The sequence below is a fragment of the Streptomyces sp. NPDC054813 genome (assembly GCF_053611365.1).
In genome coordinates this window covers 65,410-91,465 of sequence record NZ_JBSHAF010000003.1, presented here as the reverse complement: position 1 = coordinate 91,465, position 26,056 = coordinate 65,410, and the positions used below count along the sequence as shown (strand labels likewise).

Sequence of the window (26,056 nt, the reverse complement as noted above, 5' to 3'; positions counted from 1 at the left end):
TGCCGCGGAAGCTTCCGGAGGACCGACCCGCCTCCGGAAGCTTCCGCATGCGTGCAGGTTGTACGCCGGTGAGCCGTCCGCAACGGACAATGCGCCCCTGGGCCGGACCGGGCGCGATCCCGACACTTACCTCGTATGACGACTGCTCCCGCCGGTTCCACCACCAGTATCGCGCCCGAGTACGGCGACCGGGTCATCGCCGTGGAGGCGGCGGGCTCGGAACCGATCCCCGACGCCGAACGCCACGGCGGCCCGCTCCAGCTCCTGTGGACCTGGGCCTCCCCCAACATCGAGTTCGCGACCGTCTACATCGGCGTGATCGCGGTCCTCTTCTTCGGCCTGGACTTCTGGACGGCGACCGCCGCGATCCTGCTGGGCACGGCGTTCGGCGCGGTCACCCAGGGCGTGCTGTCGCTGGACGGGCCGCGGTTCGGCGTCCCGCAGATGGTGATCGGCCGCTTCTCCTTCGGCTACCTCGGAAACATCCTGCCCTCCGCCGCCAACGGCCTGCTCGCGGGCGTCGGCTGGTTCGCGGTGAACAGCGTGAGCGCGGCCTTCGCCCTGAACACGCTGACCGGACTACGACCGCTCCCCTCCCTGCTCCTCGTCGTGGTCGCGGAGATCCTGATCGGGTTCATCGGCCACAACTTCGTGCACACCTTCGAGAAGTACGCGTTCCCGGCCCTCGCGGTGATCTTCCTGCTGGCCGGGGTGTGGACCTTCAAGGACGCGGACCTCGGCGGCGGCGGCTCGGGCGGCGGTGTCGGCGGCTTCCTGCTCGCGTTCAGCGCGGCCTGGGGGTACGCGGCCGGCTGGAACCCGTACGCCACGGACTACTCGCGCTATCTGCCGCGGACCGCGAACAAGGCGAAGACGGTCCTGTGGCCGGCGGTCGGTCTGTTCGTGTCGGTCTCGATCGTCGCGGTCATCGGCGCCGCCTCGGCCACGATCATCGCCCCGAAGGACGCCACGCCCACGGCCGCCTTCACCGGCCATCTCCCGGGCTGGCTCGGCGACCTCGTCCTGCTCGCCATCATGCTCGGCGGGGTCTCGGCGAACGCCCTCAACGTGTACTCCGGGGCGATCTCCATCGCCTCCTTCGGCCTGAAGCTCCCCACCTGGCTGAGCCGCAGCGCGCTGGTCGTGGTGTCGGGCATCGCCGGTACGGCGGCGGCCTGGGCCTCGCTGGACGACGCGGGTGCCGCCTACGAGGCGTTCCTGCTGGTCATCGCGTACTGGGTGGCGCCCTGGCTGGGCGTGGTGCTGGTCGAGCGGTGGCTCCAGGGCCGTACCGCGACGGACGCGGAGCTGGCCGGGCGGCTGACCGACCGCTCCTTCACCAACTGGCCTGGCCTCGCGTCCCTGTTGATCGGCGTCGCGGTCTCCGTCCCGCTCTTCTCCAATCAGGAGGACTACGTGGGCTGGGTGCCGAAGCACCACCCCGCGTTCGGCGACATCACGCCGGTGGTCGGCTTCGCGGTGAGCGCGCTGCTGTACGCGGCGCTGCGGAGCCGGGCCCGGCGGACGCCGTGACCCGGCCCGGGTGACCGGGAGCCCTACTCGGTCTCCGACTTGAGGTACTTCTCGTACGCGTCGGCGTTCATCAGGCCGTCGAGAGCCTTCTTGTCGGAGACCTCGATCTTGATCACCCACGCCTCGTGCGGCTCGGTGTTGAGCAACTCGGGCTCGTCGTTCAAGGCCTCGTTCACCGCGGTCACCTTGCCGCCCACCGGCATGTAGACCTCGGTCACCGCTTTCACGGACTCCACGGTGCCGAACTCGTCGCCCGCCTCGATCGTCCGGCCCACCGTCGGCACCTCCACGAACACGATGTCACCGAGCTGCTTCTGGGCGAACTCGGTGATCCCGATCTCGGCGGTGCCGCCGTTCATGCGGATCCACTCGTGTTCCTTGGTGTACTTGAAATCTGACGGGTACATGGAGCGGCTCCCTGGAAGTCGGTCGTCGCAGTCAGCCTGCCACCCTCGTCGCCCTGCGTAACGAACCGGCTACGCCGGCGGGGTGATGGGCCACGCGCTAGTCGTCGTCCCGCAGCCGCCGCCAGATACCGGTGCGGTGCAGCACGTAGACGGCGCCGGCCAGGAAGACCACCTGGAGTCCCACGGCGAGCAGCCAGAACTCGTCCCTGGTCTCCAGCTTGTCCGTCAGGAAGGTGAAGTTCATGCCGAAGAACCCGGTCAGGAACGACAGCGGCAGGAAGATCACCGACACGATGGCCAGCCGGTTGATCATGGCGTTCTGTTCGCCCGCGACCAGGGACGAGTAGCTGGCCATGGCGCGGCGCGCGGCGTCCTGGAGGGACTCGATGTCCGTCCGGACCAATCGCGCCGCGCGCGTGAACTCCTGGGCGAGACGCTGCCGTTCCACCGCGAAGTCGCTGCTCATCATCCTGCGGGTGACCACCTCGTCGACCGCCTGGAGGTAGGGCAGCAGCGAGTGGTGCAGGAGGGCGGCCCGGCGGCGCAGCCGGGACAGCAGGTGGATCTGCTCGGGGCGCCGGTCCTCGAACATGTCGTCCTCCAGCTCCTCCACCTGGAGCAGCGCGTCCACCGTGGCGCGGCGGAACGTCGCCAGCGCCTCCTGGAGCAGCAGGAACAGCGTGGCCGCGGCGTCATGGGGCCGCTCCCGCCGCAACTGTGCCCTCAGGCCCGGCGCCAGGGCGGCCCGGCCCCAGTGGGCGGCCACCAGGAAGCGCTCGCCGGCCAGGACGTGCACATGGCTGATCCGGTGGTCGACGACCACGGGTACGACGAATCCGGCGACGTCCCCCAGGTACTCGGCGCGCGGCGACTCGTCCGGCACGCCGAACCAGTCCAGGTCCTCGTCGTCCAGCCCGAGCCGCCGGACCACCGACTCCTCCGCCGGTTCGGCCTCCTGCGGCAGCTGGACCCCGAGGATCAGGAACGGGTCCCCGGCAAGCCGCCGACGGGCCTCCGGCACGGAGATGCGCGTCGTCTCCCCGTCCGGCACCGACACCATCGTTACGATCATCACCTCACCGCTGATCCCGTCGGCCACGGTCCCAGCGTCCGCGCGGTCCCCGGTCCGCGCACTCGCAAGCGCCCGTCTGCCGGGCGGGGCGGCCACCAACGGGTGAGAGCCCGGTTGGCTCACGCCACCGTGCGCAGCCCGCCCACCGCCACCGCCGTCCCCCGTACCACCCGGTGCGCGCAGGCCGCCGTCAGCAGTTCGCCCAGCAGGTCGGGGTCGTCGATCTCCAGCCCGAGGAGGGTCTCGATGCGTTCCAGGCGCTGGTAGAGGGACTGGCGGCCGATGTGCAGAAGGGCCGCCGTGCGGGTCGGGGAGCAGCCGTGGCGAAGGTGGACCTCCAGGGTGCGGACCAGGTCACTGGCGTGGGCGGCCTCCCAGGCCAGCAGCGGGCCGAGGGTGTGCCGGACGAGCGCGGTGAGGCGTTCGCGGTTGGCGGCGATCCCGCCCCGGGTCAGCTCCCGCTCCAGGGCGAGGGCGCGGGCGGAGGTCACCAACGGCCCCTGCGCCGGGGCCGGTTCCGCGGGCGGCACGGTCAGCACCAGTTCGAGGGTGGTGCGGGCCGCGCGCAGCGTCTCGCTCCAGTGCAGCCAGCCGCCGCCCGCGTCGACGGCGTGCCCCACGGCGACGGTGAGCCCGGCGCCGGCGACCGTGCGAAAGACCTCCTGGACCGCGCGCACGGGATCGCGGGTGCCGAGCCCCACGCCGGCACCCGCACCCGCGCCACCCCGCCCCACGCCCGCGCCATCCCGCCCCGCGCCCGGCAGCGCGACCAGCGCGAGTACGTCACCGGGGAACGCCGCCCGCATCGCCCCCGCCCCGCCCAGCAAGCGCACCGCCCGGTCCACGGCGCCCGTCTCCCGCGTCCCGTGCACCGACACCCCGATCAGCCGCGCCCCCGGCCCCGGATGGAACCCGGCGAGCGCCGAGCGGGCCTCCACCTCCGGCTGGTTCAGCGCGGCCCGGTCGGCCAGGTCGGCCAGCAGGGCCGCCGTGTGATCGTCGCCCCAGGGCCGCACCACCGCACGCCCGGACAGTCCGCGCGCGACGATCGCCCGGTTGGCGGCCTCCGTGATCCGCACGAAGGGCACCACCCGGTGCAGGGCCAGCAGGGGCAGGCCGCGGACGCGGGCCTCGTCGGTCACCTCGGGCGGCATGCTCGGCAGCGACCGGCCGACCTCCACCGCGAGTCCGGCCGCACCGCGCGCGGCCAGCTCACGGACGTAGCGGCGGCGGACCTCGTCGCCGACGTCGGTCAGTCCGAAGCCGTTGGTGAGCAGCAGTTCGCCGCCGTCGAGGAAGTTGGCGCCCTCGTAGACCTCGCTGGAGTGCACCCAGCGGACCGGCCGGTCCAGGGCGTCCGCACCGGCGAGCAGCTCGGGGCCGGCCGCCCGCACCGGGTCGAGGGCCAGGACTTCGCGGAGGGTGAGTGCGGGCACGGGGACCTCCAGGGGACGGGCACGGGCGCTGACATTTCGTCCTGCCACGGGTTGCCCGGAGGGTACTTTCCGCACGTTGCCCTCGTGTTTCGGCCACAGGAGAGTGAAGACATGGATCAGCTGCAAGCACGGACCTGGCTCGCCACCGCCGTCGCCGAGGCCCGCGCCGGACTCGCCGAGGGCGGCATCCCGATCGGCGCCGCGCTCTACGGCTCCGACGGCGCACTGCTCGGCCGCGGGCACAACCGGCGGGTGCAGGACGGCGATCCGTCCCTGCACGCCGAGACCGCCGCCTTCCGCGCGGCGGGACGGCAGCGGTCGTACCGGGGCACCACCATGGTGACGACCCTGTCGCCGTGCTGGTACTGCTCGGGTCTGGTCCGCCAGTTCGGTATCTCCCGGGTCGTGATCGGCGAGGCGACCACCTTCCACGGCGGCCACGACTGGCTCGCCGAGACGGGTGTGGAGATCGTCCTGCTCGACGACCAGGAGTGCGTCGACGTGATGCGCGCCTTCATCAAGAACCATCCGGCCCTGTGGAACGAGGACATCGGCGATGAGTGACACGACCAGCACCGGCCCCCGTATCCCCACCGTCGATCTGCGGCCCTGGCTCGACGGCGACGAGGAGACCCGGCGGGAGATCGCCCGGACCGTCGACACGGCCCTGCGGACCGCCGGTTTCCTGCTCGTCACCGGGCACGGGGTCGACAGCGGGCTGCGCGACGCCGTACGGGCGGCCGCGCGGGCCTTCTTCGCGCTGCCGGCCGAGGTGAAGACGGCCTATGAGGCGAAGGTCGGCGGCCGCGGCTGGCTCGGGCCCGGCGCCGAGGCCAACGGCTACTCGGAGGGCACCGAGACCCCGCCCGACCTCAAGGAGTCGCTGACCTTCGCGACCCACGAGCCCTTCGAGGATCCGGTGACCAACGCGGAGTGGTACGCGCCCAACGTGTGGCCGGCCGAGGTGCCGGAGCTGCGGGCGGTCTGCGAGGAGTACCTGGAGAAGATGGGCGAGCTGGAGAAGGTGCTGCTGGAGCTGCTGGGGTATGCGCTCGGGCTCGAACGGGACTTCTTCTCCCGGCACATGGACCATCCGACGTACGGCTTCAACATCAACTGGTACCCGGGAACCGAGGTCGTCGGCGAGCCCGAGCCGGGGCAGTTCCGGATCGGGCCGCACACCGACTTCGGGACGGTGACCGTGCTCGACCGGCAGGCGGGCCGGGGCGGGCTCCAGGTGTACACCGACGAGGGCGGCTGGGAGGACGCGCCGTACGACCCGGCCGCCTTCACCATCAACATCGGTGACCTGATGGCCCGTTGGACCGGCGACCGGTGGCGGTCGGGCCGGCACCGGGTGCTGCCGCCGCCCACGGACGCGCCGAACGAGGAGCTGATGTCCCTCGTCTACTTCGGCGAGTGCACCCCGGGCACGGTCGTCGAGTCGGTCCCGGCGCCGGTCGGCCGGGTGGCGTACCCGCCGGTCGACTCGCACGTGTACCTGAGGGGGAAGCTGGACTCCATCACGGTCGCCTGACCACGGCCGACACTGTCACTCCTGGTGCCGGTTTCGTAACCATACGGACATCACTGGGTCTGGTCCGGAGCAACTCCCCCTTCTTACACTGGCGTTAGGGGGGAGATGCCTTGCACAGACGGTTGCACGGGCGTGGGGCGCTGCTCGATGCGGAGCCGGCCGGGCTCATACCGAGGATCGTCGGGTTACGGCCGCACCAGCACCGTGCCCTTCCCCTCGAACACCCCGGCGAGCTGCCGTTCGTGGTGCTGACCGGGGCCCGGGGACTCGGCAAGAGCGCGGTGCTCGGCGAGTTGCGGGACGCCTACAAGGGGCACACTCCGGTCGCGCTCGTCGACTGCGCGGAGGCACAGTTCACGGCGCCGCCCGCGGAGCGGCCCGCAGAGTCCTGGTCGCCGGTCGCGCAGGCCCTGCTGGTCGTCGCCGAGCAGCTCGCCGAACCGGTGACGGGAGCCGGGCGGATCACCTTCCCGCGCCTCATGTCCGGGCTGGTCGCGGTGGCCGCCGGGGGCTGGGGCGACGCCGACTCGGAGCGGATCCGGCGCGAGGTGGAGCGGATCCTGCTGCTGAACGAGAGCGGCTCCTGGATCAGCGGGTTCGCCGGGCGGTGGGCCGGGAAGGTGGCCGCGAAGGTCGTCGCCGCCGCCACCGGCACCGGGCCCCTGGTCTCCGGCGCCATCGAGGCGACCCTGGAGTCGATCGCCGAGGGCTTCGCCAGCCGCCGGCACCAGAAGGCGTCCGTCTGGTACCGCACGTACCCCAACGCGGGCGGCCACGCACAGCGCGGACTGATCCTGCTGTCCGGGCACTTCCGGGCCGGCGGCACCTCACGGGAGCACGCCGAGCGCTATCTCGTACGGGCCCTGCTCGCCGACCTGACGGAGGCGTACAGCGGGGTGCTGCCCCGGATGCAGCGGCTCGGCCGCCCGCTGGTGCTGGTCGACAACGCGGGGACCGGGCCGGGTCCGGGCCTGCTGGACGCCGTGCTGCGCGACCGCGCCGACGGGGTCGCCGACCAGGTGGCGTTCGTCGCCGGGTTGCGCGGCGACGGCCGGGAGCTGCTGCGCAACGGCGTACGACGGGAGCTGGCCGAGGTCGCCCGGCGCACCGAGTGGGCACCGGACGCGGCCGTCCCGTCCTCGCGGGCGCTGCTGGTGGCATTGCCGCCGCTCTCCCCCGACGACACCCTGCACCTCGTCGCCACCCCGGCCGCACCCCAGCTCCCGCACGCCGTGCACCGGCTGACCGGCGGGAACCCGCTGGGCATCGCCGTGCTCGCGGGGGCTGCGGCCCAGCACCCGGACCTGGCAGGCGCGCTGGGCGACCTGCTGACCGCCGAGGTGCGCCGCACGCAGGACGGACCGTCCGCCCCGGTCTACCGCGAACTCCTCGACCGGCTGGTCCCGCAGGACCGGCTCGACGAACTGACCGTGCTCGCCGCCGCGCACGACCACGACTCGGCGTGCGCCCTGGCCGCCGCGCTGCTCCCGGACGACTTCGGTCCGGCGGACGTACGGGCGTTGCAGAGCCGGCTGGCCGGGGAGGGGCTGCCGGTGGTGCCCGGGCAGTTCGTCGGCGACCCCTTCGTGCGGACCCTGCTGCTGCTCCGGCTGCATCTGCGGGACCCCGACCACGCCGGCTGGCGCACCGCCCACGAGACGCTGGTCGCCTACTACACGCAGGACCGCCCGGACGGGCAGGCCCGCTTCCGGCTCCACCACCAACTGGCCCTGGGCCGCACCGAGCCGGCGGTCGCCCACCTCCGCGACACCTTCCCGGTCCTGGACACCCGCGCCTGGCTGGGGACCCTGCGGTTCGTCGCCTCGGCGCCCTACTTCCACGCCCACGACGCCGAGGGCCGCGACTTCGCCGGGCACGGCGACCGGCGGGCGGCGGTGGCGCTGGGCCGCACGGACGCCGCCCAGCGGGTGCCGGAGGGCGTGGATCCCGTACTGCATCTGCGCGTCCGGCGGCTGCTGCACGCGGTGTGGCATCTGACCGATCCGCTGGTGCTGCCCGACCCGAAGGTCGGCGACCGGCTCCGCTTCGAGCTGGAGCAGCTGTCCAACCTGCGCCCGGCCGGCAACGCGCTGCTGTGGCGGGCCTCCCGGGACTGGCCCGCGGCCGCGCTGGCGGGCCGCCCGCCCGCCGACCCGGAGGACGACGAGGGCGACGACGAGCGGAGCGGGGTGGCGTGATGGCGCGGCGGGGCGTGGGCACATGGTTGCGCGAAGGCGTCTGGGAGATCCCCCTGCGCCGCTATCTCGCCCTGCTGGTCACGGCGGGGCTGATCGCCGGCCTGGTGATCGGGGTGCGGGCGGCCGTCCACGACGACCGGTCCTGTGCGCCGGGAGTGGCCCGGCCCGAGGACAGCGACGAGTGCGTGGGCGTGGCGACGACGGCGTTCGACTTCGGGCACCCGCAGCTGCGGGCCGCGGTCCGGGCGATCGCCCGGGAGAACGCCCGCCTCAAGCCCGGGCGTTATGTGACGGTGGCGGTGATGCTGCCGTACACCGCGACGGCGGCGGCGAGCCTCGCCGACATCCAGCACGAGCTCCAGGGCGCCTACCTGGCCCAGTACCAGGCCAACCACGACTCCAACGGGGAGTCCCCGGCGATCCGGCTGGTGCTGGCCAACCCCGGTTCGACCAGCCAGTACTGGCAGAAGATGGTCGCGCAGCTGGCGCAGATGACCGGCTCCACGGACCGGTTGCGGGCGGTGGCCGGGGTCGGGCAGAGCACCGACAACAACAAGAAGGCCGTCAAGGAGCTGACCCGGCTGGGGATCCCCGTGGTGGGCTCGTCGATCACCGCCGACGACCTCGCCAACGGGCAGGGCGGCAAGGACCCCTACCCCGGTCTGGCGCGGGTGTCCCCGACCAACACCGACGAGGCCCGGGCGCTCGCCTCCTTCGCCAAGGTCGGCGCGGGCCGGGCGCTGCTGGTCTACGACAAGCCGGGCGACCCGTACACGCGGACGCTCCAGACGTCGTTCGCCGCGCTGATCAAGGGCTCGCCCTACGAGCCCCAGCCGTTCACACCGCCGGCCGACCGCAGCAAGGAGGGGACGACCGCGAACACGTTCCGGCAGATCACCAACCTGATCTGCGACACCTCGCGGTCGACCGACACGATCCTGTTCGCCGGCCGGCACACGCAGCTGCGGCAGTTCATCAACGCGCTGGGCGGACGGGGCTGCCAGGACCGGAAGTTCACGGTGCTGACCGGGGACGAGGGGTCGTACCTCACCGGCGAGAAGGACCTGGACCGGGACGCGCTCCGGCACAATCTCTCGGTCCGGTACACCGCCCTCGCCCATCCGGACGCGTGGCTGAAGGACAGCCCGAGGACCGGGGGTTCGGCGGCCGACGCGGAGACGCTGACGCGGCTGCTGAAGAGTGCGGAGAAGTCACCGGTGGGGCCGATCGGGCCGGTGGCCCTGGAGGACGGGCAGCTGATCATCGCGTACGACGCGATGCGGCTCGCGGTGCACGGCATTCGCGAGGCGGTGCCGGAGGGGAAGTCGGTGCCGACGCTCGCCGACGTGGGGTTGCAGTGGCCTCAGGTGAAGGGGTCGCTGCGGGTGGACGGGGCGAGTGGGTGGATCTGCCTGGACGTGCACGGGAATCCGTACGACAAGGCGGTGCCGGTGGTGGAGCTGCGGCCGGAGGGCGGGTCGCGGTTCGTGACGATCGCGTGGCCGGAGGGGAAGCCGCCGGGTGGGGCGTGTCTGCCGCCGTCGTGAGCTGCGGATGGGCGGGGGTTGAGCGCGCCCACGCGGCGGAGCCGCATGTCGACACAGTCCCCCGCCCCTGTCGGGGCGCCTCGGAGAGGTCGACTACGACAGCAGGTCGATCAAGCGTTCGAAGTGGCTCCGCCAGGCCTGTTCCGTCGTCGTCTCGCCCTTGAACTCGTGGGTGAAGCGCAGGGCCGTGCCGGACTCGCCGTCCCGTTCCAGGTGGAAGCGGATTCTGCCGCCGCCGTCCACCGTGTACTCGGCGATCCGGTCGACGTCCCAGGCCGTCACCTTGCCCGTGCCCAGCTCACCGATGGTGACCGTGCCGCCCAGTCTCGGTTGCAGGACGTCTACCGGGGCGAGCCAGGCAGCCAGGCCCTCCGGGGTGGAGAGGCTCGGCCAGACCTGGCCCATGGGCCTCGGGAGCCGTACCAGGAAGTGGAGGATGTGGGTGTTCCCGTGGGTCTGACTGGTGCCCTGAGCGATGGAACCGGTCATGGCACCAGTGTCGCCCCTCTGCGACTCACACGCCCGCGTAGGAGTGCTTGCCGGTGACGAAGATGTTGACGCCGTAGTAGTTGAACAGCCAGCAGCCGAAGGCGAGCATCGCCAGGTAGGCGGCCTTGCGGCCCTTCCATCCCGCGGTGGCGCGGGCGTGCAGGTAGCAGGCGTAGGCGACCCAGGTGATGAAGGACCAGGTCTCCTTGGGGTCCCAGTTCCAGTAGCGGCCCCAGGCGCTGCCCGCCCAGATCGCGCCCGCGATGATCGTGAAGGTCCAGAGCGGGAAGACCGCCGCGTTGACGCGGTAGGCGAACTTGTCCAGCGAGGCCGATGCCGGCAGGCGCTCCAGGACCGAGGCGGCGAAGCGGCCGGGGGTGCCGCCGGTCTCCAGCTTGTTCTCGTAGGAGTCCTTGAAGAGGTAGAGGATCGTGGCGACCGCGCCGACGTAGAAGACCGCGCCGCAGAAGATGGCGGTGGAGACGTGGATGTACAGCCAGTACGAGTGCAGGGCCGGGACCAGCGGCTCGCTCGCCGTGTAGAGGACGGTGACCGCGAGACCGAGGTCGAGCAGGACCGTGGTGATGAGGAAGAGGCCCATCCAGCGGACGTTCTTCCTCAGGGCCAGCAGCGAGAGGTAGATGGCGACGGCGACCGTGGAGAACGTGATGTTGAACTCGTACATGTTGCCCCACGGCGCCCGCTGCACGGAGGCCGCCCGGGTGATCACGCCGGCGAGCTCCACCAGGAAGGCGAGGACCGTGAGGGAGATCGCGATCCGGCCGTAGAGGTCGCCCTGCTCGTCGCCGCCGTGGGCGCCGGGGCCGTCCGGCACGTCACGCGAGCCGGCCGCGGAGCGGACCACGATCTTCGGGCGTTCCAGTACGGCGGTGCCGCCGGCCTTCTTGACCGTCACCGCCGGCGCCTTCTTCGCCGTGCCCTCGGTGGTGAGCGCGTTGGCGGTACGGGCGACGCGGCTGCGGCTGCCCAGCAGCCACTCGAAGATGTAGGCGAAGAAGGCCAGCGTGTAGACGGCCATCGAGGAGTAGATGAGCGTGTTGCTCATGCTGGCGAGATGCTCGTTGGTCGCGGCGAGCGTGGTTGCGGCGGCGGAAGTCATCGCTTCTCAGCCCCTTCGGCAGGTACGGGGGATTCTGCGGAACGGTCGTCTTCACCGGGGTCGGGAGCCCCCGGCGCCTGGTCGTAGAGGATTCCCGCGAGGTCGCCCAGCTCCTCGGGCACCTTCGCCGACTCGCTGCGGCCGAGGCCGGCCATCTCGACGACGGTGACGCCGTCCGGGCCCGGCACGGCCCGCACCCAGACACGGCGGCGCTGGATGAACAGCGAGGCGGCGAGGCCGAAGATCGCGGTGAGGGCACCGCCCAGCGCCCAGCCGCTGCCGGGTTCCTGGACGATCTCGAAGCCGGCCCATTCCTTGACGTCCTTCTCGAACGTCACGGAACCGGCGCCGTTCGGCAGCTGCATGGTCTGCCCGGGCTTGAGGTTGTCGCGCAGCTGCTGCCCCTTGGAGTCCTTGAACTCCTTCATATGGGTCTTGTCGAGCTGGTAGACGCTCTGCGGGATGCCCGAGTTGACGCCGAGGTCGCCGTGGTACGGCGTCAGGTTCAGCACCGGGTTGCCCAGCGACGGGAAGGTGGAGAGAACGGAGGAGCCGCCGCCGTAGGTCGGCAGGAAGAACGCCGAGATGCCGAGCTGCTCACCGACGCCCTGGGCGTTCCGGTAGCCGTCCATCACCTTGACCACGCCCTGGGAGGTGACGTTGGCGTCGAGCGGGAGCAGCGGCACGGCGTCGTGGTAGACCACGTTGCCCTTGCCGTCGCGGACCGTGATGACGGGGGCGTAGCCGTGGCTGACGAGGTAGACCTTGGCGTCGTCGATGTGCAGCGGCTCGTTCACCTTGATGGTGGTCCGCTTCGACTTGCCGTAGGCGCCCTCGCTGTAGTCGATGTCCGCGCTGAACGTGACCGGCGTGCCCTTGCTGGGGCCGCTGGTCTGGTAGCTCGCGTGGAAGTTCTTCAGGTCGAAGCTGAACGGCACCAGGTCGTCGGTGCTGAACAGGGATCCGGACTTGAAGTCGTCGTACTGGAGGATCGAGTTGGCGAACCCGTCGCCCTCGACGACCAGCTTGGTGCCGTCCGACTTGTACATCTGGCCGGAGGCGAACGCGATCAGCAGCACGATCAGCGCCACGTGGAAGGCGAGGTTGCCGAACTCGCGGACATAGCCCTTCTCGGCGGCGACCGCGTCCCCGGCGAGGTGGGCGCGGAAACGCCGCTTCTTCAGCAGCTTCAGCGCCGCCTCACGGACCTCCTCGGGCTCCGCCGTGGTCCGCCAGGTGGTGTACGCCGGAAGGCGGTCCAGCCGCTTCGGAGCACCCGGCGGACGGCCGCGCAGCTGGCCCACGAACTGCCAGGCGCGCGGGATGATGCAGCCGACGAGCGAGACGAACAGCAGGATGTAGATCGCCGAGAACCACACCGAGCTGTAGACGTGGAAGAGGCCGAGCTTGTCGTAGACCGGCGACAGCGTCTTGTGGGCCTTCTGGAAGTCGGCGACCTTGTTGATGTCGGCGCCGCTCTGCGGGATCAGCGAGCCGGGGATCGCGCCCAGCGACAGCAGCAGAAGCAGCAGCAGCGCGACCCGCATGGAGGTGAGCTGCCGCCAGAACCAGCGGACCCAGCCGATCACACCGATGCCGGGGACGATCGGCGGCTCGTCCTGGGAGGGCGCGGTGGACAGCTGCGAGCCGGCCGCGCCGAGTTCCTGATCGTCGGACGCGTTCTTCGAAGTCGTACTCATCGATCAGATCCCTACAGTGAAGCCGTCGGACCAGCCCTGCATGTCCTGTACGAGGCTGTCCCAGGCCCCGGTCAGCAGCAGCACACCGGTCACGATCATCATCGTGCCGCCGATGCGCATCACCCAGACATAGTGGCGCTTGACCCAGCCGAAGGCGCCGAGCGCCTTGCGGAAGGCGACGGCCGCCAGCACGAACGGCACGCCGAGGCCCAGACAGTAGGCGACCGTCAGTATGGCGCCGCGCCCCGCGCTGGCCTGATTGAAGGACAGGGCCGTGACGGAGGCCAGGGTCGGGCCGATGCACGGGGTCCAGCCGATGCCGAACAGCGCGCCGAGCAGCGGTGCCCCTATCAGACCGGTCACCGGCCGCCGGTGGAAGCGGAACTCGCGCTGGGTGAACCAGGGCATCAGACCCATGAAGAACACACCCATGGCGATCATCAGCACGCCGAGCACCTTGCCGAGGGTGCCGGACTGTTCCTGCAGGGTCTGGCCGAAGTAGCCGAACAGCGCCCCGCCCGACACGAACACGGCGGTGAAGCCGAGCACGAAGAGGGAGGCGCCGGCGACCATCCGGCCACGCCGGGCCTCGGCGAGATCCGTGCCGGCGACCCCGGTCACGTAGGAGAGGTATCCGGGTACGAGGGGCAGGACGCACGGGGAGAAGAAGGAGACGAGTCCGCCGAACAGCGCTACCGGCAGGGCGACCAGCAGGGCGCCGCTGAAGACGGTCTCGTTCTTGCCTGTCTCCGCCGCGAGCGTCAGGAGTGCACTCACGTCACTTCTCCGCGACGACCGGCTTGATCATCTTCAGCAGGTTCTCCTCGCTGAGCGCCGCCAGCGAGCGCGCCGCGACGTTGCCCTGCCGGTCGAGGACCAGGGTGGAGGGGATGGCCTGCGGGTTGAGCGTGCCCTTCTTGAAGCGGAGCATCAGCTTGCCCGTCGGGTCGTACAGGCTCGGGTAGCCGATGCCGTTCTGCTTCTCGAAGGCGACCGCGGAACCGGTGCTGGTGTCACGGGTGTTGATGCCGACGAACTGGACGCCCTTGTTCGCGTACGCCTTGGAGACAAAGGCGAAGTAGGGCGCCTCGGCGCGGCACGGGCTGCACCAGGAGCCCCACACGTTGATGACGACGACCTTGCCCTTGTAGCTCGCGACGTCCAGCGTGCTGCCGTCGATCGTCTTGCCCGAGAGGTCGGGGGCCGCCGCGCGGTGGCCCTTCGCGACCGTGTCGATGCCGTTCTTGCCGGTGACGAAGTTGGTGTTGCCGCCTCCGCCGGAGGTGCCGCCGTTGCCGCACGCGGACAGGGTCAGGGCCGCCGCGGCGGCCATGGCGCCAAGCAGGACGGCGCGGCTACGGGTACTCATGTGAAAAGTTTCGCATGCCCGTTCTGAGGATCTTGCGCACCCCCCTTGGTCCGGGAAACGTCCCTTTCAGGCAGCTGCCCCCTGCTTGAGGAAGGTCTTCCAGCCGCCCGTCGGCCGCTGCCCCACGTCCAGCGTGCGGAGCCTCGTCAGGACCTCGGGCTTCTGTACGTCCATCCAGTCCACGAACTGGCGGAAGGAGACCAGGCGTACGTCGGCGCCCTTCTCCTTCTCGCGGGCGATGTGCTTGAAGGCCTCCTCGACGGAGTCCATGTAGATGCCGCCGTTCCACTGCTCGAAGTGGTTGCCTATGAAGAACGGCGCCCGGTTTGTCGTGTACGCCCGCTCGAATCCGGCTATGTACGACTGTGCGGACTGCCGTCGCCAGCCCGGGTAGTTGTAGGCGGGGGCCTTCGTCGAGTTCACCGACTGGTTGGCGAGCATGTTGTAGTCCATGGACAGGACCTCGAAGGAGTGGCCGGGGAACGGTATCTGCTGGAGGGGCAGGTCCCAGATGCCCAGCTTCTTGTCCGGCCAGGTCTGGCGGCCGCCCGGCGAGGAGGCGTCATAGCGCCAGCCGAGCTCGCGGGCGGTGGGCAGCAGGTTGTTCTGGCCGAGGAGGCAGGGGGTACGTCCGCCGACCAGCTCCTTGTCGTAGTCGAAGGGCAGGGACGGCAGGTCGGTCCAGCCGCTGTTGGTCCGCCACTCCTTCACGAACGCCTTGGCCTGGTCTATCTCGCTGCGCCACTGCTTGGGCGTCCAGTTGCCGACCGTGCCGTAGCCGCCGCAGAAGTGCCCGTTGAAGTGGGTGCCTATCTCGTGGCCCTCGAGCCAGGCGCGGCGGACGTTGGTGAGCGTCGCCTTGATGTGCTCGTCGGTGAGGTAGCCGATGTCGGAGGCGCCACGGGGGTTGTTCGGCGGGTTGTACAGCCGCTTCTTCGACTCGGGGAGGAGATAGAGACCCGAGAGGAAGAAGGTCATCGACGCGCCGTGTTCCTTGGCCAGGTCCAGGAAGCGCGGGAAGAGGCCGTTGCCGACCTCGCCGGCGCCGTCCCAGGAGAAGATCACGAACTGCGGCGGGGTCTGCCCCGGCTCCAGCGGCTCGGGGGCGCCGGGCTGGTGGGGCTGCTTGCCGCTGTTCGAGGTGGAGCCGTCACCGAGGGGGCGGGCGGTGGGCTCGGGCTTTCCCGAGGGCTGCCCGCTGGAACCGCCGGCATGGGTCGTGCCGTCCGACGGTGTGTGAGTGCCGCACCCGGCGATGCCGAGTCCCGCCGCGGCGCCCGCGCCGACGCCGAGTATTCCCCTTCGGGTGAAGGTCCGCATGGTTCCCCGATTCGTCGCATCCTCTGGTGGTCACCCAGTCAGAGGGCGCGACGAACGATCGGGTTCCTTCACTTCTTCGCTGTTTCAAGCCGAATGTGACGAAGGGGCGGATAAGTACCGTACGTCGGGGGGGCCTTACGCCCCGAAGGCCTTGTCCTTCCCCTTCACCGGCTTGGCGCCGGCGCGGAGGTGGGCCGGGACGAGGTCGATGGCCGGCTCGCTGTACCCGACGGAAACGATCCTGTCCCCCTCGTATGTGAAAGTCGTCAGGGAGGCGAGGGTGCACTGCCGCTTGCGCGGGTCGTGCCAGAGCCGGCGCTGCTCGACGTACGACCGCAGGATCCAGATCGGCAGCTGATGGCTGACCAGCACCGCCTCATGACCGCGGGCCTGGTCCTTGGCCGCGTCCAGCGCGCCCTTCATCCGGACGACCTGGTCGACGTACGGCTCGCCCCAGGACGGCCGGAACGGGTTGACCAGGTACTTCCAGTTGGCGGGCTTCTTCAGCGCCCCGTCACCGACGCCGAAGGTCTTGCCCTGGAAGATGTTCTCCGCCTCGATGAGCCGCTCGTCGGTGGCGAGGTCGAGCCCGTGCGCCTTGGCGATCGGGGTGGCGGTCTCCTGCGCCCGCTCCAGCGGCGAGGCGACGACGTACGTCACGTCCCGCGAGGCGAGGTGCTCGGCGACCCGGTCGGCCATCTGCCGGCCGAGCTCGGAGAGGTGGTAGCCGGGAAGTCTGCCGTACAGCACCCCGTCGGGGTTGGCGACCTCGCCGTGCCGCATCACATGGACGACGGTGATGTCCTGCTGCTCGCTCATGCTGCCGTGGCCTCCGCGGCCGCTCGGGCCGCCGCCGGGAGGGCGTCGGCGATCTTCTGGATGGCCCGCTCGTCGTGGGCCGTGGAGACGAACCAGGACTCGAAGGAAGACGGCGGCAGGTAGACGCCGTCGGAGAGGAGGGAGTGGAAGAAGGCGGTGAACCGGAAGGACTCCTGGCCCCGCGCGTCCTCGTAGTTCCGCACCGGACGGTTGGTGAAGAACACGGAGAACATGTTGGAGGCGGTCTGCACCTGGTGCGCCACGCCCTCCTTGTTCAGCGCCTCGGTGACCAGCGCCTGGATCTGCGCGGAGACGGCGTCCACCTTCTCGTACGCCGCGTCGTCGAGCAGTCGCAGCTGGGCCAGCCCGGCGGCGGTGGCGACGGGGTTCCCGGAAAGGGTGCCGGCCTGGTAGACGGGCCCGGCCGGCGCGAGGTGCGCCATGATGTCCTCCCGGCCCCCGAAGGCGGCGGCCGGGAAGCCACCCCCCATGACCTTCCCGAAGGTCATCAGGTCGGGCACCACCCCGTCGATCCCGAACCACCCGGCCCGGCTCGTCCGGAACCCGGTCATGACCTCGTCGGAGATGTACAGGGCGCCGTTCCTCTGGCAGGTGTCCCGGACGCCCTGGTTGAACCCGGGCGCGGGCGGCACGACGCCCATGTTGCCCGGCGAGGCCTCGGTGATCACACAGGCGATCTCCCCGGGGTGCCGGTGGAAGGCCTCCTGCACGGCTTCGAGATCGTTGTACGGCAGCACGATCGTGTCCCCGGCCTGGGCGCCGGTGACACCGGGGGTGTCGGGCAGCGCGAAGGTCGCCACGCCCGACCCGGCCGCGGCGAGCAGCGAGTCGACGTGACCGTGGTAACACCCGGCGAACTTGATCACCTTGGTGCGCCGGGTGAACCCGCGGGCCAGCCGGATGGCGCTCATGGTGGCCTCGGTACCGCTGCTGACCAGCCGCACCTGCTCCAGGGGCTCGATCCGGGCGACCATCTCCTCCGCGAGGGCGACCTCGCCCTCGCCGGGCGTACCGAAGGAGGTACCGCGGGAGACGGCGTCCTGGACGGCGGCGATGACCTCGGGGTGGGAGTGCCCGAGGATCATCGGCCCCCAGGAGCAGACGAGGTCGACGTACTCACGGCCGTCGGCGTCGGTGAGGTAGGCCCCCTTGCCGGAGACCATGAAGCGGGGGGTACCGCCGACGGCACGGAAGGCACGCACCGGGGAGTTCACGCCGCCGGGCGTGACCGCGGAGGCGCGGTCGAAGAGCGCCTGTGAGGCGGGCGCGTCGTAGGGATAGGGCGTTTCGCTCTGGGCGCTCATGACGTGCGGCTTCTCCGGCTTCTCGGACTCCGGTTGCTGGGTGACCTCCTCAGGGTAGGCGGAGGAGGGAGCTCTGCTCGCAGCGACGGTGGGCTTCCCGGGACGGAGGGGCTGGTCGGCGCGGCGACCTCGGCGGCCCGCGCACGGCCTCCGCACGGCCCGCGCACGGCCTCCGCACGGCCCGCGCACTGCCTCCGTACGGCCTTCGCGCGACGCGGACGGCGGTCCCTGTGGCAGTCACGGGAGTCTTCTCACGGCGGAAGACGGCGGTCCCCGCGCGGTGCCTGGGGCATCTGCGAGACTGTGACCCGATACACCCAGCTCATCCGGTACATAGCCGGCCGGAGGCTGTAAAGATCCTGCGGACTGATGTTTCGACGCACGTTTCGGCGGGCGGCCGTGGGGGAGGTCACTGACACGATGATCGGGTTGCGCGGCGGGGGCCACGCGTCCTAGAAAAGCAGTCGGGTGGAGATATGCATCGCGGTGGCGGACTGGGCGAGGGGACTGATGACCTGGGTCCTCGACGTGCCCGGCGGGGAAGGCACCGACGCGACGCGGAGGAAGCGGCTGAGGCAGCACGTCAGGAACAGGGCGGCGTACCGAGTGAGTCCGAGCGGCGCGACCGACGTATCGATCAGTGGGACCAGAGGGCCCGGCGGATCGATCGCGGAATCGACCGTCTCGAGAGCGGGAGCAGGAATGGTGGTCGGGTGGGGGTGACGTACAAATACTTCGGCGCACCGGACGGCGCGACCGCGGCCCGGGTCCCGATCTCGATGCGCCCCGAGGAACTCGGCGGCGACGAGCTCGGCATGAACGGCATGTTCACGAAGATCAAGCCGGAGACCATGGCCGCGATGGTGCTGACGGGCATCGAAGGCGTACCTCTGAACAAGGTGCCACCCCTGGAGCTGGTCGTCCTGCACCCGGACTACGCGGTGGTCAAGCTCCCCATGACGGTCGTCGACCCGCTGCGCGGCATAGGCGAGGAAGCGGTCGGCGCGGCGGCCTTCATCTGGTCGACGGTCCCGGACCGGGGCGGCCCGAGGGACGCGTTCAACGTGTACCAGCTGCTGCACGAGTGGCAGGACTTCAGCCATCGGTTGCATGAGGCGGGGCATCAGCCGTACTGCTTGGTGTGGCCCTGAACTGGGGTTTCTTGCAGACTTGGCGGGGTTTTCGGATCCCGCCTTTTTCATGTCCCTGGAGGGGCCGTCAGGCGGCCAGGGCACCGATCGCCTTGCGGGTGCGGGTCTCGCCCGACCTCAGTAGATGCGTCCAAGGTCCGCAGCGTGAATCCCCGGTTCTGACAAGCTCGGTGCCAGAGTGGGCTGCCTGTGTCCACAGGCGTGTGGAAAAAACAGCACCCGGACGTCGCGGCCGCAGGAATGACCTCTGAGCGGGCCATTCCTGCGACCAGGGGCGTCTGTCACGGCCGGCCGTCGGCGGTGGGAACGCCTACTCCGCCGAGGACGGTGAGGTCTGTGCGGTGCGGTGAGGACGACAGCAGCGCGAGGACGTCTGCGGGGCCGGGACCGTCGACGGGCGGCGGAGCGGCAAGGGCGGCCTGCGCGCTGGTGTCGTCCTGCCAGACCTCGGTGACGTGCACCGTGTCCGGGTCTGCTGTGTCCTGGCTGATCAGGTAGATCTCACAGCCAGGGAAGCCGTGCAGCCTTTCCGCGACCCTCAGCAGGACGGCGGCGAGTTCGCCGCCCCTGCCCGGATGCGCGGTCATGGTCATCAGTCTGCCGATCATGTTCAGACCAGAGTGGTGATGCAGAACGGGTGGCCGGCGGGGTCCAGCAGGACCCTCCACCGGTCGGGCTGGGGCTGGGTCGGGGCCTCGACAGCGCCCAGGGCCAGCAGGTGAGCCTGCGCGGACTCCAGGTCGTCGACGCCCAGTTCGATGTGGGCCTGCTTCTCCTGGGAAGGGTCCGGCCAGGTGGGACGCCTGTAGTCGGTCAGCCGATTGAACCCCAGTCCGGCCGAGCCCTCCTGGCCGAGCAGGATGAAGTCGTCGCTGGAGTAGGCGACGGGCAGGCCGAGGGCATCGCCGTAGAAGCGGGCCAGTTCGGCGGGGTCCGGGCAGTCGAAAGTGACGGCCGAGTAGCGGATCGCGGGTGCGGACGGGTTTCCAGTGCTCATGAGGAAGACGCTATGACGGGACCAGGACAGATTCGGTCCTGGTCATGCGGGACACTTGGGAACGTGATCAGCACATCCGCCCGTCTGCTGCGACTGGTCTCACTGCTGTCCGCGCGGCCGTCGTGGACCTGCGGCGAGCTGGCCGACCGGATGACCGTCACCGAGCGCACGGTGCGGCGGGACATCGCCAGGCTCCGAGAACTCGGCTACGGAGTCGAGTCCGACCCCGGGCCATGGGGCGGTTATCGCCTCCGCGCCGGAGCACGGGTGCCGCCGTTGATCCTCGATGACGAAGAGGCACTCGCCGTGGCCGTCGCGCTGCGCGAGGCCGCGCTCAGCGGCGTTCTCGGCGGCGACCAGGCCGCGCTGTCCGCCCTGCTGAAACTGCGTCAGGTTCTGCCACGCCGGATCGCGGACCGGCTGGGCGAGATGGACGCCGCCTTTGTTCACACCACAAGGCTCGACGAGCCGCAGATCGCGCCCGGCATGCTGCTGGAACTGGCCGGCGCCTGTCTCCGGGGCGAGCGCAGCCGCCTGTCCTACCGCGATCGGGAAGGGGAGGCCACGGTCCGGGACGTCGACCCGTACCGCCTGGTGCACACGGGACGCCGTTGGTACTTCGTCGCCCGGGACGTGACGCGGGACGAGTGGCGTACCTTCCGGGCCGACAGGGTCGGCCGGATACAGCCGACAGGGCGCCAGGTGGAACTCATCGACCCACCTGACCCGGCTCTGCTTGTTTCCCGCTCCATAGCGACGGGCGCCTACCCGCTCTACGTGACGATCCGCCTCCCTCTGCCTGTGGAGCAGGCGCTTCGGCTGATCCCGCCGACGGTCGGTACCCACCGCGCGGAGGGCAGCGACGCCACGATCGTCGACATCGGCGGCCCCGACGCGGACGGGCTCGCCAAGTACCTCCTCAGCCTGGCCACACCGCTGCGGGTCCTGTCACCGGACGACGTACGGACAGCGCTGCTGCGCCGTACCCGGGAACTGTTCGAGGACAACGTGAACGGTCAGCCCCGGTAGAGAGACGTTGCACGAGGCATTCAAGAAAGCTGAGCTTCGAGTTCGGCGGCACGCTTGTCGAGAAAGCGGTTGTTCTCGCGCCCCCTTCAACCGGTCTTCCAGCAGGTAGGCGTACGTCCGAGCAGTCCCAGCGGTCCACGTGCGCAGGTACGCGTGCGCCCAGGTCGAAGACTCCTGTTGCCGGGGGCGGAGCCGGGGCCGGAACGCCCCGAGTGGTCAGGGCGTCAGCACGGTGACTCCCTCCGGCGCCGTCACCTGGGCCGTTCCGTCTGCCGTCACCGTGACGTCCAGCCGACCCCCGTCGACCTGGAGTCCGTTCACGGTCAGCGGACCGTAGTTGCGGGCGAAGGTGGGAGCCACCGTGACCGTGCCGCCCGGGACGTCCGCGTTCAGGCCGAGGGCCGCTCGGAGCACCAGGACCGAGGACGCCGCCGCCCATGCCTGGGGCCTGCAGGACGCGGGGTAGGGGGCGGGCCCGGTACCCGCCTCGCTGCCGTGGCCGGCGAAGAGTTCGGGCAGGCGGGCGTCGAAGGCCGCCGATGCCGTCAGCAGGCCGTCGGCCAGGGAGGCGGCGGCGTCGGGGAAACCGGCCCGTACCAGGCCGTGCACGGCGATCGCGGTGTCGTGCGGCCAGATCGAACCGACGTGGTAGCCATAGGGGTTGTAGCCCACGGCTTCGCCGCTCAGCGTGCGCAGGCCATGCCCCGAGTCGAGGTCGGACCCGGTGAGCCTGGCGGCCAGCAGCGCGCTCTCCTCCGCGTTGAGCAGGCCCGTGCCGAGCAGGTGGCCGAAGCCGGAGGTGACCGAGTCGACCGGTCGGCCGTCGCCGTCCAGTGCCACCGCCGGGTACGGGCCCTTCTCGTCCCGCACCCAGAAGCGCTCGCGGAAGCGGGTGGCGAGCCGGTCCGCCCAGTCCTCCCAGTCGTCCGCACCCGGGCGGCCGAACGCGCGCAGCAGTGCGGCCCCGGCCCGGGCTGCCTCATAGGCGTACGCCTGCACCTCGCACAGCGCGATCGGTGGGTGGGCGCGGCGGCCGTCGCGGTAGCGGATGGCGTCGTCGGAGTCCTTCCAGCCCTGGTTGGACAGGCCGTGGCCACCGGTCTGGTCGACGTACTGGAGGAATCCGTCGGTGCCTGCCGCGTCCCGCAGCCACGCGAGCGCCGCCTCGGCGTGCGGCAGCAGTTCCTCGACCTCGGCCGGTGCCATGCCCCAGCGCCAGGCGTCGTGGAGCAGGGTGATCCACAGCGGCGTGGCGTCGACCGTGCCGTAGTACACCGGCGGGAGGGAGAGCCGGTCCCCCAACTGGAGCGTGGCGCGGCGCACTTCGTGCAGGATCTTGCCCGGCTGCTCCTCCGTGGCCGGGTCCGTGGCGGAGCCCTGACGGCGGGCGAGCGTGCGCAGGGTGCCGGCGGCGAGGTCCGTGCCGAGCGGGAGAAGCATGCGGGCGGCCCAGAGCGCGTCGCGGCCGAAGAGGGTCAGGAACCAGGGGGCGCCGGCAGCCAGGAACTGGTCCGGGTGGTCCGGGTCGGATGACTGGCGGTCCGTCAGACGCAGGCGGTCCAGGTCGGCGAGGGACTGGGACAGCCACTGGTCGAAATGACGGTCCGAGCTGTCCAACATGGGGACGCGCCAGGGCAGTCGGCCCGCGGGCGGAGCCGGGAACTGGTCGCCGTCCGCGTAGGCCGCCGTACAGGTCAGTGTCACGCTCCACGAGGTACCGGGCTTGAGCTCGACGTCGTAGCACAGTTCGCCCGTCGGCACCTGAAGCGCGTCCGGCGCAGGGTCGGCGGTCAACCGTACGGTGAAGTCGTCCGCGGACCAGGTCAGTGCGATGGTGCCGTCGTCCGCGACCTGCGCCGGTGCCTCTTCGATGACGTGCCCCGACTTGACCTGTTCCATGGTGGCGAGGTCGGTCCCGGCGCTCACCGTGAGCCGGAAGCGGACGTGTTCGCCGCCCGCGTTGGTGACCTCGAAGACCTCCTCGAACCGGCCGTCGGCGGTGCTGCGGCGGCGGTGCAGGGCGACGGCAGGGTCGGGTGTCACCTCGCCGAGGCCGCGCAGGATCGCCCGGAAGCCGGCGCGGTCGGCGCCGCGCAGGCCGCCTTGGACCGGGGCCAGGGCGATGCCCTCGGCCGTGGCGGCCAGCCGGGACAGGGCCCTGCGGTCGCCGTGGTAAAAACCGTCCGCACCCCCGCTGAGCTGCCCGTCCGCACGCGAGATCGCGAGGCTCGGCGCGTGCAGCGTGACGACCGCGTCATGCAGGAACGGCTGCAGGCCGCTGGTCACGGACGGAGGCGTCGTGACCGGGCCGTTGGTGTCCTGGGTCTTGACAGTGGTGTCCAAGGAAGTAGAACCTCTCAGCGTTGGATCGTTCAAAAGACACTAAGTCAGACGTCAGAGCGATGACAACGGGTTTGGAACGCTAAAATGAAGACAACATCTCCTCAGCAGGTCTCAGTAAGTCGGAGAGCCGCATGCCCCGCTCCAGCAGAAGTTCCTCGGCCAAGGGTGGCCAGGTGACCCTCGCGATGGTCGCCGCCCGGGCCGGGGTCTCCCCGCAGACCGTCTCCAACGCGATCAACTCGCCGGACATGCTGCGGCCCGAGACCCTGGAACGGGTCCGCCGCGTGATCGACGAGATGGGCTACCGCCCCAGCCGCGCCGCGCAGACGCTCCGCACCCGCTCCAGCAGGATGATCGGCTACGGCATCCAGCCCGGCCCGGCCAGCTCCCCGGTCCTGGACCGGTTCCTGCACGCCCTGTCGCAGGCCGCCGACGAGGCCGGCTACCGGATCCTGCTGTTCGCCTCCCCGCCCGGCCTCCCGTCCCTGGACGGGTACGAGGAACTCCTCGACCAGCACGAGGTCGACGGCTTCGTCCTCAGCGGCACCGAGCACGGCGACCCGCGCCAGGCATGGCTGGCCAAGCGCGGGGTGCCGTTCGTCGGCTTCGGGCGTATGTGGTCGGGACGGCAGATCGGCGACTGGGTCGACGTCGACGGCGCCTCGGGCACGGACGCCGCCGTCGAGCACCTGGTCTCCCTCGGACATCGCAGGATCGCCTTCCTGGGCTGGGAGCGCGGCTCCTCCGCCGCCGGTGACGACCGCGCCGAGGGCTGGCAGCGGGCCATGCGCCGGCACGGCCTGCCGGTCCGCGGGCGGCGCGCGCAGAGCGTGAACGAGATCGACGCGGCCCGCACCGCCGTGCAGCCGCTCCTGGACGGGGGTGCGACCGCCGTGGTCGCGGCCAGCGACATGCTGGCGCTCGGCTGCTACCAGACGCTGCGCGAGCGCGGCGCCACCCCCGGCCGGGACGTGGCCGTGGTCGGCTTCGACGACTCGCCGACCGCCGAGATCCTCTTCCCCGCCCTGACCTCGGTGGCCCAGCCGCTGGAGGAGGTCGGCCGGGAGTGCGTACGGCTGCTGCTGGCCCGGATCGGCGCGCCCGACGCGGCGCCGGAGCGTCTGCTGCTGGAGCCGTCCCTGGTCGTGCGCGACAGTGTCCGCGCGCCGGGCGGCGGCGATGCGACGGAGACCGCCTTAGCCGAGTAGCGAACTGCCTCGGTCCTTCGGCGAACGCCTCGATCTTCTGGCCGCCGCCAACGCCTCAACCGGGCAGCGACCCGCCGGGCACTTGACCCGCCCCGGCTCCGCGTCGCCCCAGAAACGTCCCTCCCCTCCTCCCCCACCCCGGGCCCGCGTCCCCGCGTCGACCGGATGGAGCCGCACGCAACACCCGTAACCATCGGAGGATTTCCATGGTCAACCGTCCGGCCGCCACGGCCCTCGTCACCTGCGCGGTGCTGCTGGCCGCCACCGGCTGCTCGTCGAGTTTCGACAGCGGCGACAAGACAGCCCAGGACAGCAGTTCCAAGCAGCACCTGACCGTACTGATAGCCAGCTCCGGCGACGCGGAGACCAAGGCCGTCAAGGACGCGGCGGCCACGTACGCGAAGGAGTCCGGCAACACGGTGACCGTGGACGTCGCCAAGGACATCAACCAGCAGCTCGCCCAGTCCTTCGCCGGGCACAAGCCGCCGGACGCCTTCTACGTCAACTCCGACCAGTTCGCCAACTACGCCAAGGCCGGCTCCCTTTACCCGTACGGCGACCAGGTCGAGGACGCGGACGACTTCTCCGCGCAGCTGCGGACCTCGTTCACGTACGACGGGAAGCTGGTGTGCCTGCCCAAGGACACCTCCACGCTCGGCCTCGCGATCAACACGGACCTGTGGAAGAAGGCCGGGCTGACCGACAAGGACTACCCGACCACCTGGGCCCAGCTGAAGACGGTCTCGGCCAGGCTGACCTCCGGCAAGGTCACCGGGCTGGTCGTCAACGGTGAGTACGCGCGGCTCGGCGTCTTCATGAAGCAGGCAGGCGGCTGGATCACCGACCCCGGCCAGACGAAGATGACCGCCGACAGCACGCAGAACGCCCAGGCGCTCTCCTACGTGCAGTCCCTGCTGAAGTCGGGTTCGCTGAAGTTCGCCAAGCAGGTCGACACCAACTGGGGCGGCGAGGCCCTCGGCACCGGCAAGGCCGCCATGACCGTCGAGGGCAACTGGCTCACCGGCGGCATGAAGGCCGACTACCCGAACGTGAAGTACAAGGTGGTCCCGCTGCCCGCCGGCCCGTCCGGCAAGGGCACGCTCGCCTTTAGCCAGTGCTGGGGCGTGGCCCAGGACAGCGCCCACCGGGCCGCGGCCGTGGACCTGGTCAAGTACCTCACCACCAGCGCGGAGCAGGTGAAGAACGCCGCCGCCTTCGGCGTGATGCCGTCCCGCACCAGCGCCCAGGCCGAGTACGCCAAGGAGAATCCTTCCGCCAGGGCTTGGGTGGACGGCAGCGCCTACGCGCAGGGTCCGGTGACCATCGCCGGCTTCGACAAGGTCCTCACCCAGTTCAACACCGAGCTCGCGGCGCTGACCACCACCGATCCCAAGAAGATCCTCGCCGACCTGCAGAGCAACGGCGAACAGGCCCTCACGAAGGGCGACTGAGCCGC

23 protein-coding genes are annotated in these 26,056 nt (G+C 70.8%); 9 read left to right on the top strand and 14 right to left on the bottom strand.

Annotated features, from left to right (window positions below):
* Positions 1 to 135 precede the first annotated feature (135 nt).
* Positions 136 to 1,533, top strand: coding sequence for a purine-cytosine permease family protein (locus ACWGJB_RS06410; protein ID WP_453379118.1), 1,398 nt, complete (start codon positions 136 to 138; stop codon positions 1,531 to 1,533).
* Between the two features lie 23 nt (positions 1,534 to 1,556).
* Here the strand turns inward: ACWGJB_RS06410 and gcvH are convergent, their stop codons facing one another.
* From gcvH to ACWGJB_RS06395, 3 genes are all read right to left on the bottom strand, one after another.
* Positions 1,557 to 1,940 carry a glycine cleavage system protein GcvH gene (gene gcvH, locus ACWGJB_RS06405; protein WP_453379117.1) on the bottom strand — a complete coding sequence of 128 codons (384 nt, stop codon included), beginning with the start codon at positions 1,938 to 1,940 and terminating at the stop codon, positions 1,557 to 1,559.
* Positions 1,941 to 2,037: 97 nt separating this feature from the next.
* Positions 2,038 to 3,039: a CorA family divalent cation transporter gene (locus tag ACWGJB_RS06400; RefSeq protein ID WP_453379116.1), complete on the bottom strand. Its 1,002-nt coding sequence runs from the start codon at positions 3,037 to 3,039 to the stop codon at positions 2,038 to 2,040.
* A 92-nt stretch (positions 3,040 to 3,131) separates the two neighbouring features.
* Positions 3,132 to 4,448, bottom strand: coding sequence for a PucR family transcriptional regulator (locus ACWGJB_RS06395; protein WP_453379115.1), 1,317 nt, complete (start codon positions 4,446 to 4,448; stop codon positions 3,132 to 3,134).
* A 111-nt stretch (positions 4,449 to 4,559) separates the two neighbouring features.
* On the opposite strand from ACWGJB_RS06395, the gene ACWGJB_RS06390 reads away from it, so the two are divergent.
* The 4 genes from ACWGJB_RS06390 to ACWGJB_RS06375 all read left to right on the top strand — a co-directional run bounded on the left by ACWGJB_RS06390 (position 4,560) and on the right by ACWGJB_RS06375 (position 9,730).
* Positions 4,560 to 5,012 carry a nucleoside deaminase gene (locus tag ACWGJB_RS06390; RefSeq protein ID WP_453379114.1) on the top strand — a complete coding sequence of 151 codons (453 nt, stop codon included), beginning with the start codon at positions 4,560 to 4,562 and terminating at the stop codon, positions 5,010 to 5,012.
* On the top strand, positions 5,005 to 5,985 hold the full coding sequence (locus ACWGJB_RS06385) for an isopenicillin N synthase family dioxygenase (protein WP_453379113.1): 981 nt from the start codon (positions 5,005 to 5,007) through the stop codon (positions 5,983 to 5,985). Before ACWGJB_RS06390 ends, ACWGJB_RS06385 begins: the two co-directional genes overlap by 8 nt.
* 110 nt (positions 5,986 to 6,095) lie before the next feature.
* Positions 6,096 to 8,183: a hypothetical protein gene (locus ACWGJB_RS06380; protein ID WP_453379112.1), complete on the top strand. Its 2,088-nt coding sequence runs from the start codon at positions 6,096 to 6,098 to the stop codon at positions 8,181 to 8,183.
* A complete protein-coding gene (locus tag ACWGJB_RS06375) occupies positions 8,183 to 9,730 on the top strand; it encodes a hypothetical protein (protein ID WP_453379111.1) in 1,548 nt (515 codons plus the stop codon). The genes ACWGJB_RS06380 and ACWGJB_RS06375 overlap by 1 nt, the downstream gene beginning before the upstream one ends.
* A gap of 93 nt (positions 9,731 to 9,823) precedes the next feature.
* Here the strand turns inward: ACWGJB_RS06375 and ACWGJB_RS06370 are convergent, their stop codons facing one another.
* From ACWGJB_RS06370 to hemL, 8 genes are all read right to left on the bottom strand, one after another.
* Positions 9,824 to 10,219 carry a hypothetical protein gene (locus ACWGJB_RS06370; protein ID WP_453379110.1) on the bottom strand — a complete coding sequence of 132 codons (396 nt, stop codon included), beginning with the start codon at positions 10,217 to 10,219 and terminating at the stop codon, positions 9,824 to 9,826.
* Positions 10,220 to 10,244: 25 nt separating this feature from the next.
* On the bottom strand, positions 10,245 to 11,339 hold the full coding sequence (gene ccsB, locus ACWGJB_RS06365; protein WP_453379109.1) for a c-type cytochrome biogenesis protein CcsB: 1,095 nt from the start codon (positions 11,337 to 11,339) through the stop codon (positions 10,245 to 10,247).
* Complete coding sequence (gene resB / locus ACWGJB_RS06360) at positions 11,336 to 13,039, bottom strand: cytochrome c biogenesis protein ResB (RefSeq protein ID WP_453379108.1); 1,704 nt, start codon at positions 13,037 to 13,039, stop codon at positions 11,336 to 11,338. Before resB ends, ccsB begins: the two co-directional genes overlap by 4 nt.
* A 3-nt stretch (positions 13,040 to 13,042) precedes the next feature.
* A complete protein-coding gene (locus tag ACWGJB_RS06355) occupies positions 13,043 to 13,816 on the bottom strand; it encodes a cytochrome c biogenesis CcdA family protein (RefSeq protein ID WP_453379107.1) in 774 nt (257 codons plus the stop codon).
* A gap of 1 nt (position 13,817) precedes the next feature.
* Complete coding sequence (locus ACWGJB_RS06350; protein WP_453379106.1) at positions 13,818 to 14,408, bottom strand: TlpA family protein disulfide reductase; 591 nt, start codon at positions 14,406 to 14,408, stop codon at positions 13,818 to 13,820.
* Positions 14,409 to 14,474: 66 nt separating this feature from the next.
* Positions 14,475 to 15,728 (bottom strand): hypothetical protein, encoded by a 1,254-nt coding sequence (locus tag ACWGJB_RS06345; RefSeq protein WP_453379105.1) that lies wholly within the window; start codon positions 15,726 to 15,728, stop codon positions 14,475 to 14,477.
* 135 nt (positions 15,729 to 15,863) lie between these two features.
* Positions 15,864 to 16,547: a histidine phosphatase family protein gene (locus ACWGJB_RS06340; protein ID WP_453379104.1), complete on the bottom strand. Its 684-nt coding sequence runs from the start codon at positions 16,545 to 16,547 to the stop codon at positions 15,864 to 15,866.
* Positions 16,544 to 17,872, bottom strand: coding sequence for a glutamate-1-semialdehyde 2,1-aminomutase (gene hemL / locus ACWGJB_RS06335; RefSeq protein WP_453379103.1), 1,329 nt, complete (start codon positions 17,870 to 17,872; stop codon positions 16,544 to 16,546). The genes ACWGJB_RS06340 and hemL overlap by 4 nt, the downstream gene beginning before the upstream one ends.
* A 476-nt stretch (positions 17,873 to 18,348) precedes the next feature.
* Here hemL and ACWGJB_RS06330 point away from each other — a divergent pair, with 476 nt between their 5' ends.
* A complete protein-coding gene (locus tag ACWGJB_RS06330) occupies positions 18,349 to 19,023 on the top strand; it encodes a hypothetical protein (protein WP_450753841.1) in 675 nt (224 codons plus the stop codon).
* A gap of 281 nt (positions 19,024 to 19,304) precedes the next feature.
* On the opposite strand, the gene ACWGJB_RS06325 is transcribed toward ACWGJB_RS06330, so the two are convergent.
* Positions 19,305 to 19,631: a putative quinol monooxygenase gene (locus ACWGJB_RS06325; protein ID WP_453379102.1), complete on the bottom strand. Its 327-nt coding sequence runs from the start codon at positions 19,629 to 19,631 to the stop codon at positions 19,305 to 19,307.
* Between the two features lie 2 nt (positions 19,632 to 19,633).
* The gene (locus tag ACWGJB_RS06320) at positions 19,634 to 20,020 is read right to left on the bottom strand and encodes a VOC family protein (RefSeq protein WP_360489036.1); all 387 of its coding nucleotides are present in this window, start codon (positions 20,018 to 20,020) and stop codon (positions 19,634 to 19,636) included.
* Between the two features lie 63 nt (positions 20,021 to 20,083).
* On the opposite strand from ACWGJB_RS06320, the gene ACWGJB_RS06315 reads away from it, so the two are divergent.
* A complete protein-coding gene (locus tag ACWGJB_RS06315; RefSeq protein WP_453379101.1) occupies positions 20,084 to 21,049 on the top strand; it encodes a helix-turn-helix transcriptional regulator in 966 nt (321 codons plus the stop codon).
* A gap of 216 nt (positions 21,050 to 21,265) precedes the next feature.
* On the opposite strand, the gene ACWGJB_RS06310 is transcribed toward ACWGJB_RS06315, so the two are convergent.
* Positions 21,266 to 23,392, bottom strand: coding sequence for an amylo-alpha-1,6-glucosidase (locus tag ACWGJB_RS06310; RefSeq protein WP_453379100.1), 2,127 nt, complete (start codon positions 23,390 to 23,392; stop codon positions 21,266 to 21,268).
* A 131-nt stretch (positions 23,393 to 23,523) separates the two neighbouring features.
* Between ACWGJB_RS06310 and ACWGJB_RS06305 the strand changes: the two genes are divergently transcribed.
* Both ACWGJB_RS06305 and ACWGJB_RS06300 read left to right on the top strand, forming a co-directional pair.
* A complete protein-coding gene (locus ACWGJB_RS06305) occupies positions 23,524 to 24,600 on the top strand; it encodes a LacI family DNA-binding transcriptional regulator (RefSeq protein WP_453379099.1) in 1,077 nt (358 codons plus the stop codon).
* Between the two features lie 206 nt (positions 24,601 to 24,806).
* Positions 24,807 to 26,051 (top strand): sugar ABC transporter substrate-binding protein, encoded by a 1,245-nt coding sequence (locus tag ACWGJB_RS06300; protein WP_453379098.1) that lies wholly within the window; start codon positions 24,807 to 24,809, stop codon positions 26,049 to 26,051.
* The last annotated feature ends 5 nt before the right edge of the window (positions 26,052 to 26,056 follow it).

What these genes read in the sequence shown, in the direction of transcription:
- ACWGJB_RS06410 (WP_453379118.1), top strand. Translation starts at nt 136, where the DNA reads ATGACGACTGCTCCCGCCGGTTCCACCACCAGTATCGCGCCCGAGTAC.
- gcvH (WP_453379117.1), bottom strand. Translation starts at nt 1,940, where the DNA reads ATGTACCCGTCAGATTTCAAGTACACCAAGGAACACGAGTGGATCCGC.
- ACWGJB_RS06390 (WP_453379114.1), top strand. Translation starts at nt 4,560, where the DNA reads ATGGATCAGCTGCAAGCACGGACCTGGCTCGCCACCGCCGTCGCCGAG.
- ACWGJB_RS06385 (WP_453379113.1), top strand. Translation starts at nt 5,005, where the DNA reads ATGAGTGACACGACCAGCACCGGCCCCCGTATCCCCACCGTCGATCTG.
- ACWGJB_RS06375 (WP_453379111.1), top strand. Translation starts at nt 8,183, where the DNA reads ATGGCGCGGCGGGGCGTGGGCACATGGTTGCGCGAAGGCGTCTGGGAG.
- ACWGJB_RS06370 (WP_453379110.1), bottom strand. Translation starts at nt 10,219, where the DNA reads ATGACCGGTTCCATCGCTCAGGGCACCAGTCAGACCCACGGGAACACC.
- ccsB (WP_453379109.1), bottom strand. Translation starts at nt 11,339, where the DNA reads ATGACTTCCGCCGCCGCAACCACGCTCGCCGCGACCAACGAGCATCTC.
- resB (WP_453379108.1), bottom strand. Translation starts at nt 13,039, where the DNA reads ATGAGTACGACTTCGAAGAACGCGTCCGACGATCAGGAACTCGGCGCG.
- ACWGJB_RS06350 (WP_453379106.1), bottom strand. Translation starts at nt 14,408, where the DNA reads ATGAGTACCCGTAGCCGCGCCGTCCTGCTTGGCGCCATGGCCGCCGCG.
- ACWGJB_RS06345 (WP_453379105.1), bottom strand. Translation starts at nt 15,728, where the DNA reads ATGCGGACCTTCACCCGAAGGGGAATACTCGGCGTCGGCGCGGGCGCC.
- ACWGJB_RS06340 (WP_453379104.1), bottom strand. Translation starts at nt 16,547, where the DNA reads ATGAGCGAGCAGCAGGACATCACCGTCGTCCATGTGATGCGGCACGGC.
- hemL (WP_453379103.1), bottom strand. Translation starts at nt 17,872, where the DNA reads ATGAGCGCCCAGAGCGAAACGCCCTATCCCTACGACGCGCCCGCCTCA.
- ACWGJB_RS06330 (WP_450753841.1), top strand. Translation starts at nt 18,349, where the DNA reads ATGCATCGCGGTGGCGGACTGGGCGAGGGGACTGATGACCTGGGTCCT.
- ACWGJB_RS06325 (WP_453379102.1), bottom strand. Translation starts at nt 19,631, where the DNA reads ATGATCGGCAGACTGATGACCATGACCGCGCATCCGGGCAGGGGCGGC.
- ACWGJB_RS06320 (WP_360489036.1), bottom strand. Translation starts at nt 20,020, where the DNA reads ATGAGCACTGGAAACCCGTCCGCACCCGCGATCCGCTACTCGGCCGTC.
- ACWGJB_RS06305 (WP_453379099.1), top strand. Translation starts at nt 23,524, where the DNA reads ATGCCCCGCTCCAGCAGAAGTTCCTCGGCCAAGGGTGGCCAGGTGACC.
- ACWGJB_RS06300 (WP_453379098.1), top strand. Translation starts at nt 24,807, where the DNA reads ATGGTCAACCGTCCGGCCGCCACGGCCCTCGTCACCTGCGCGGTGCTG.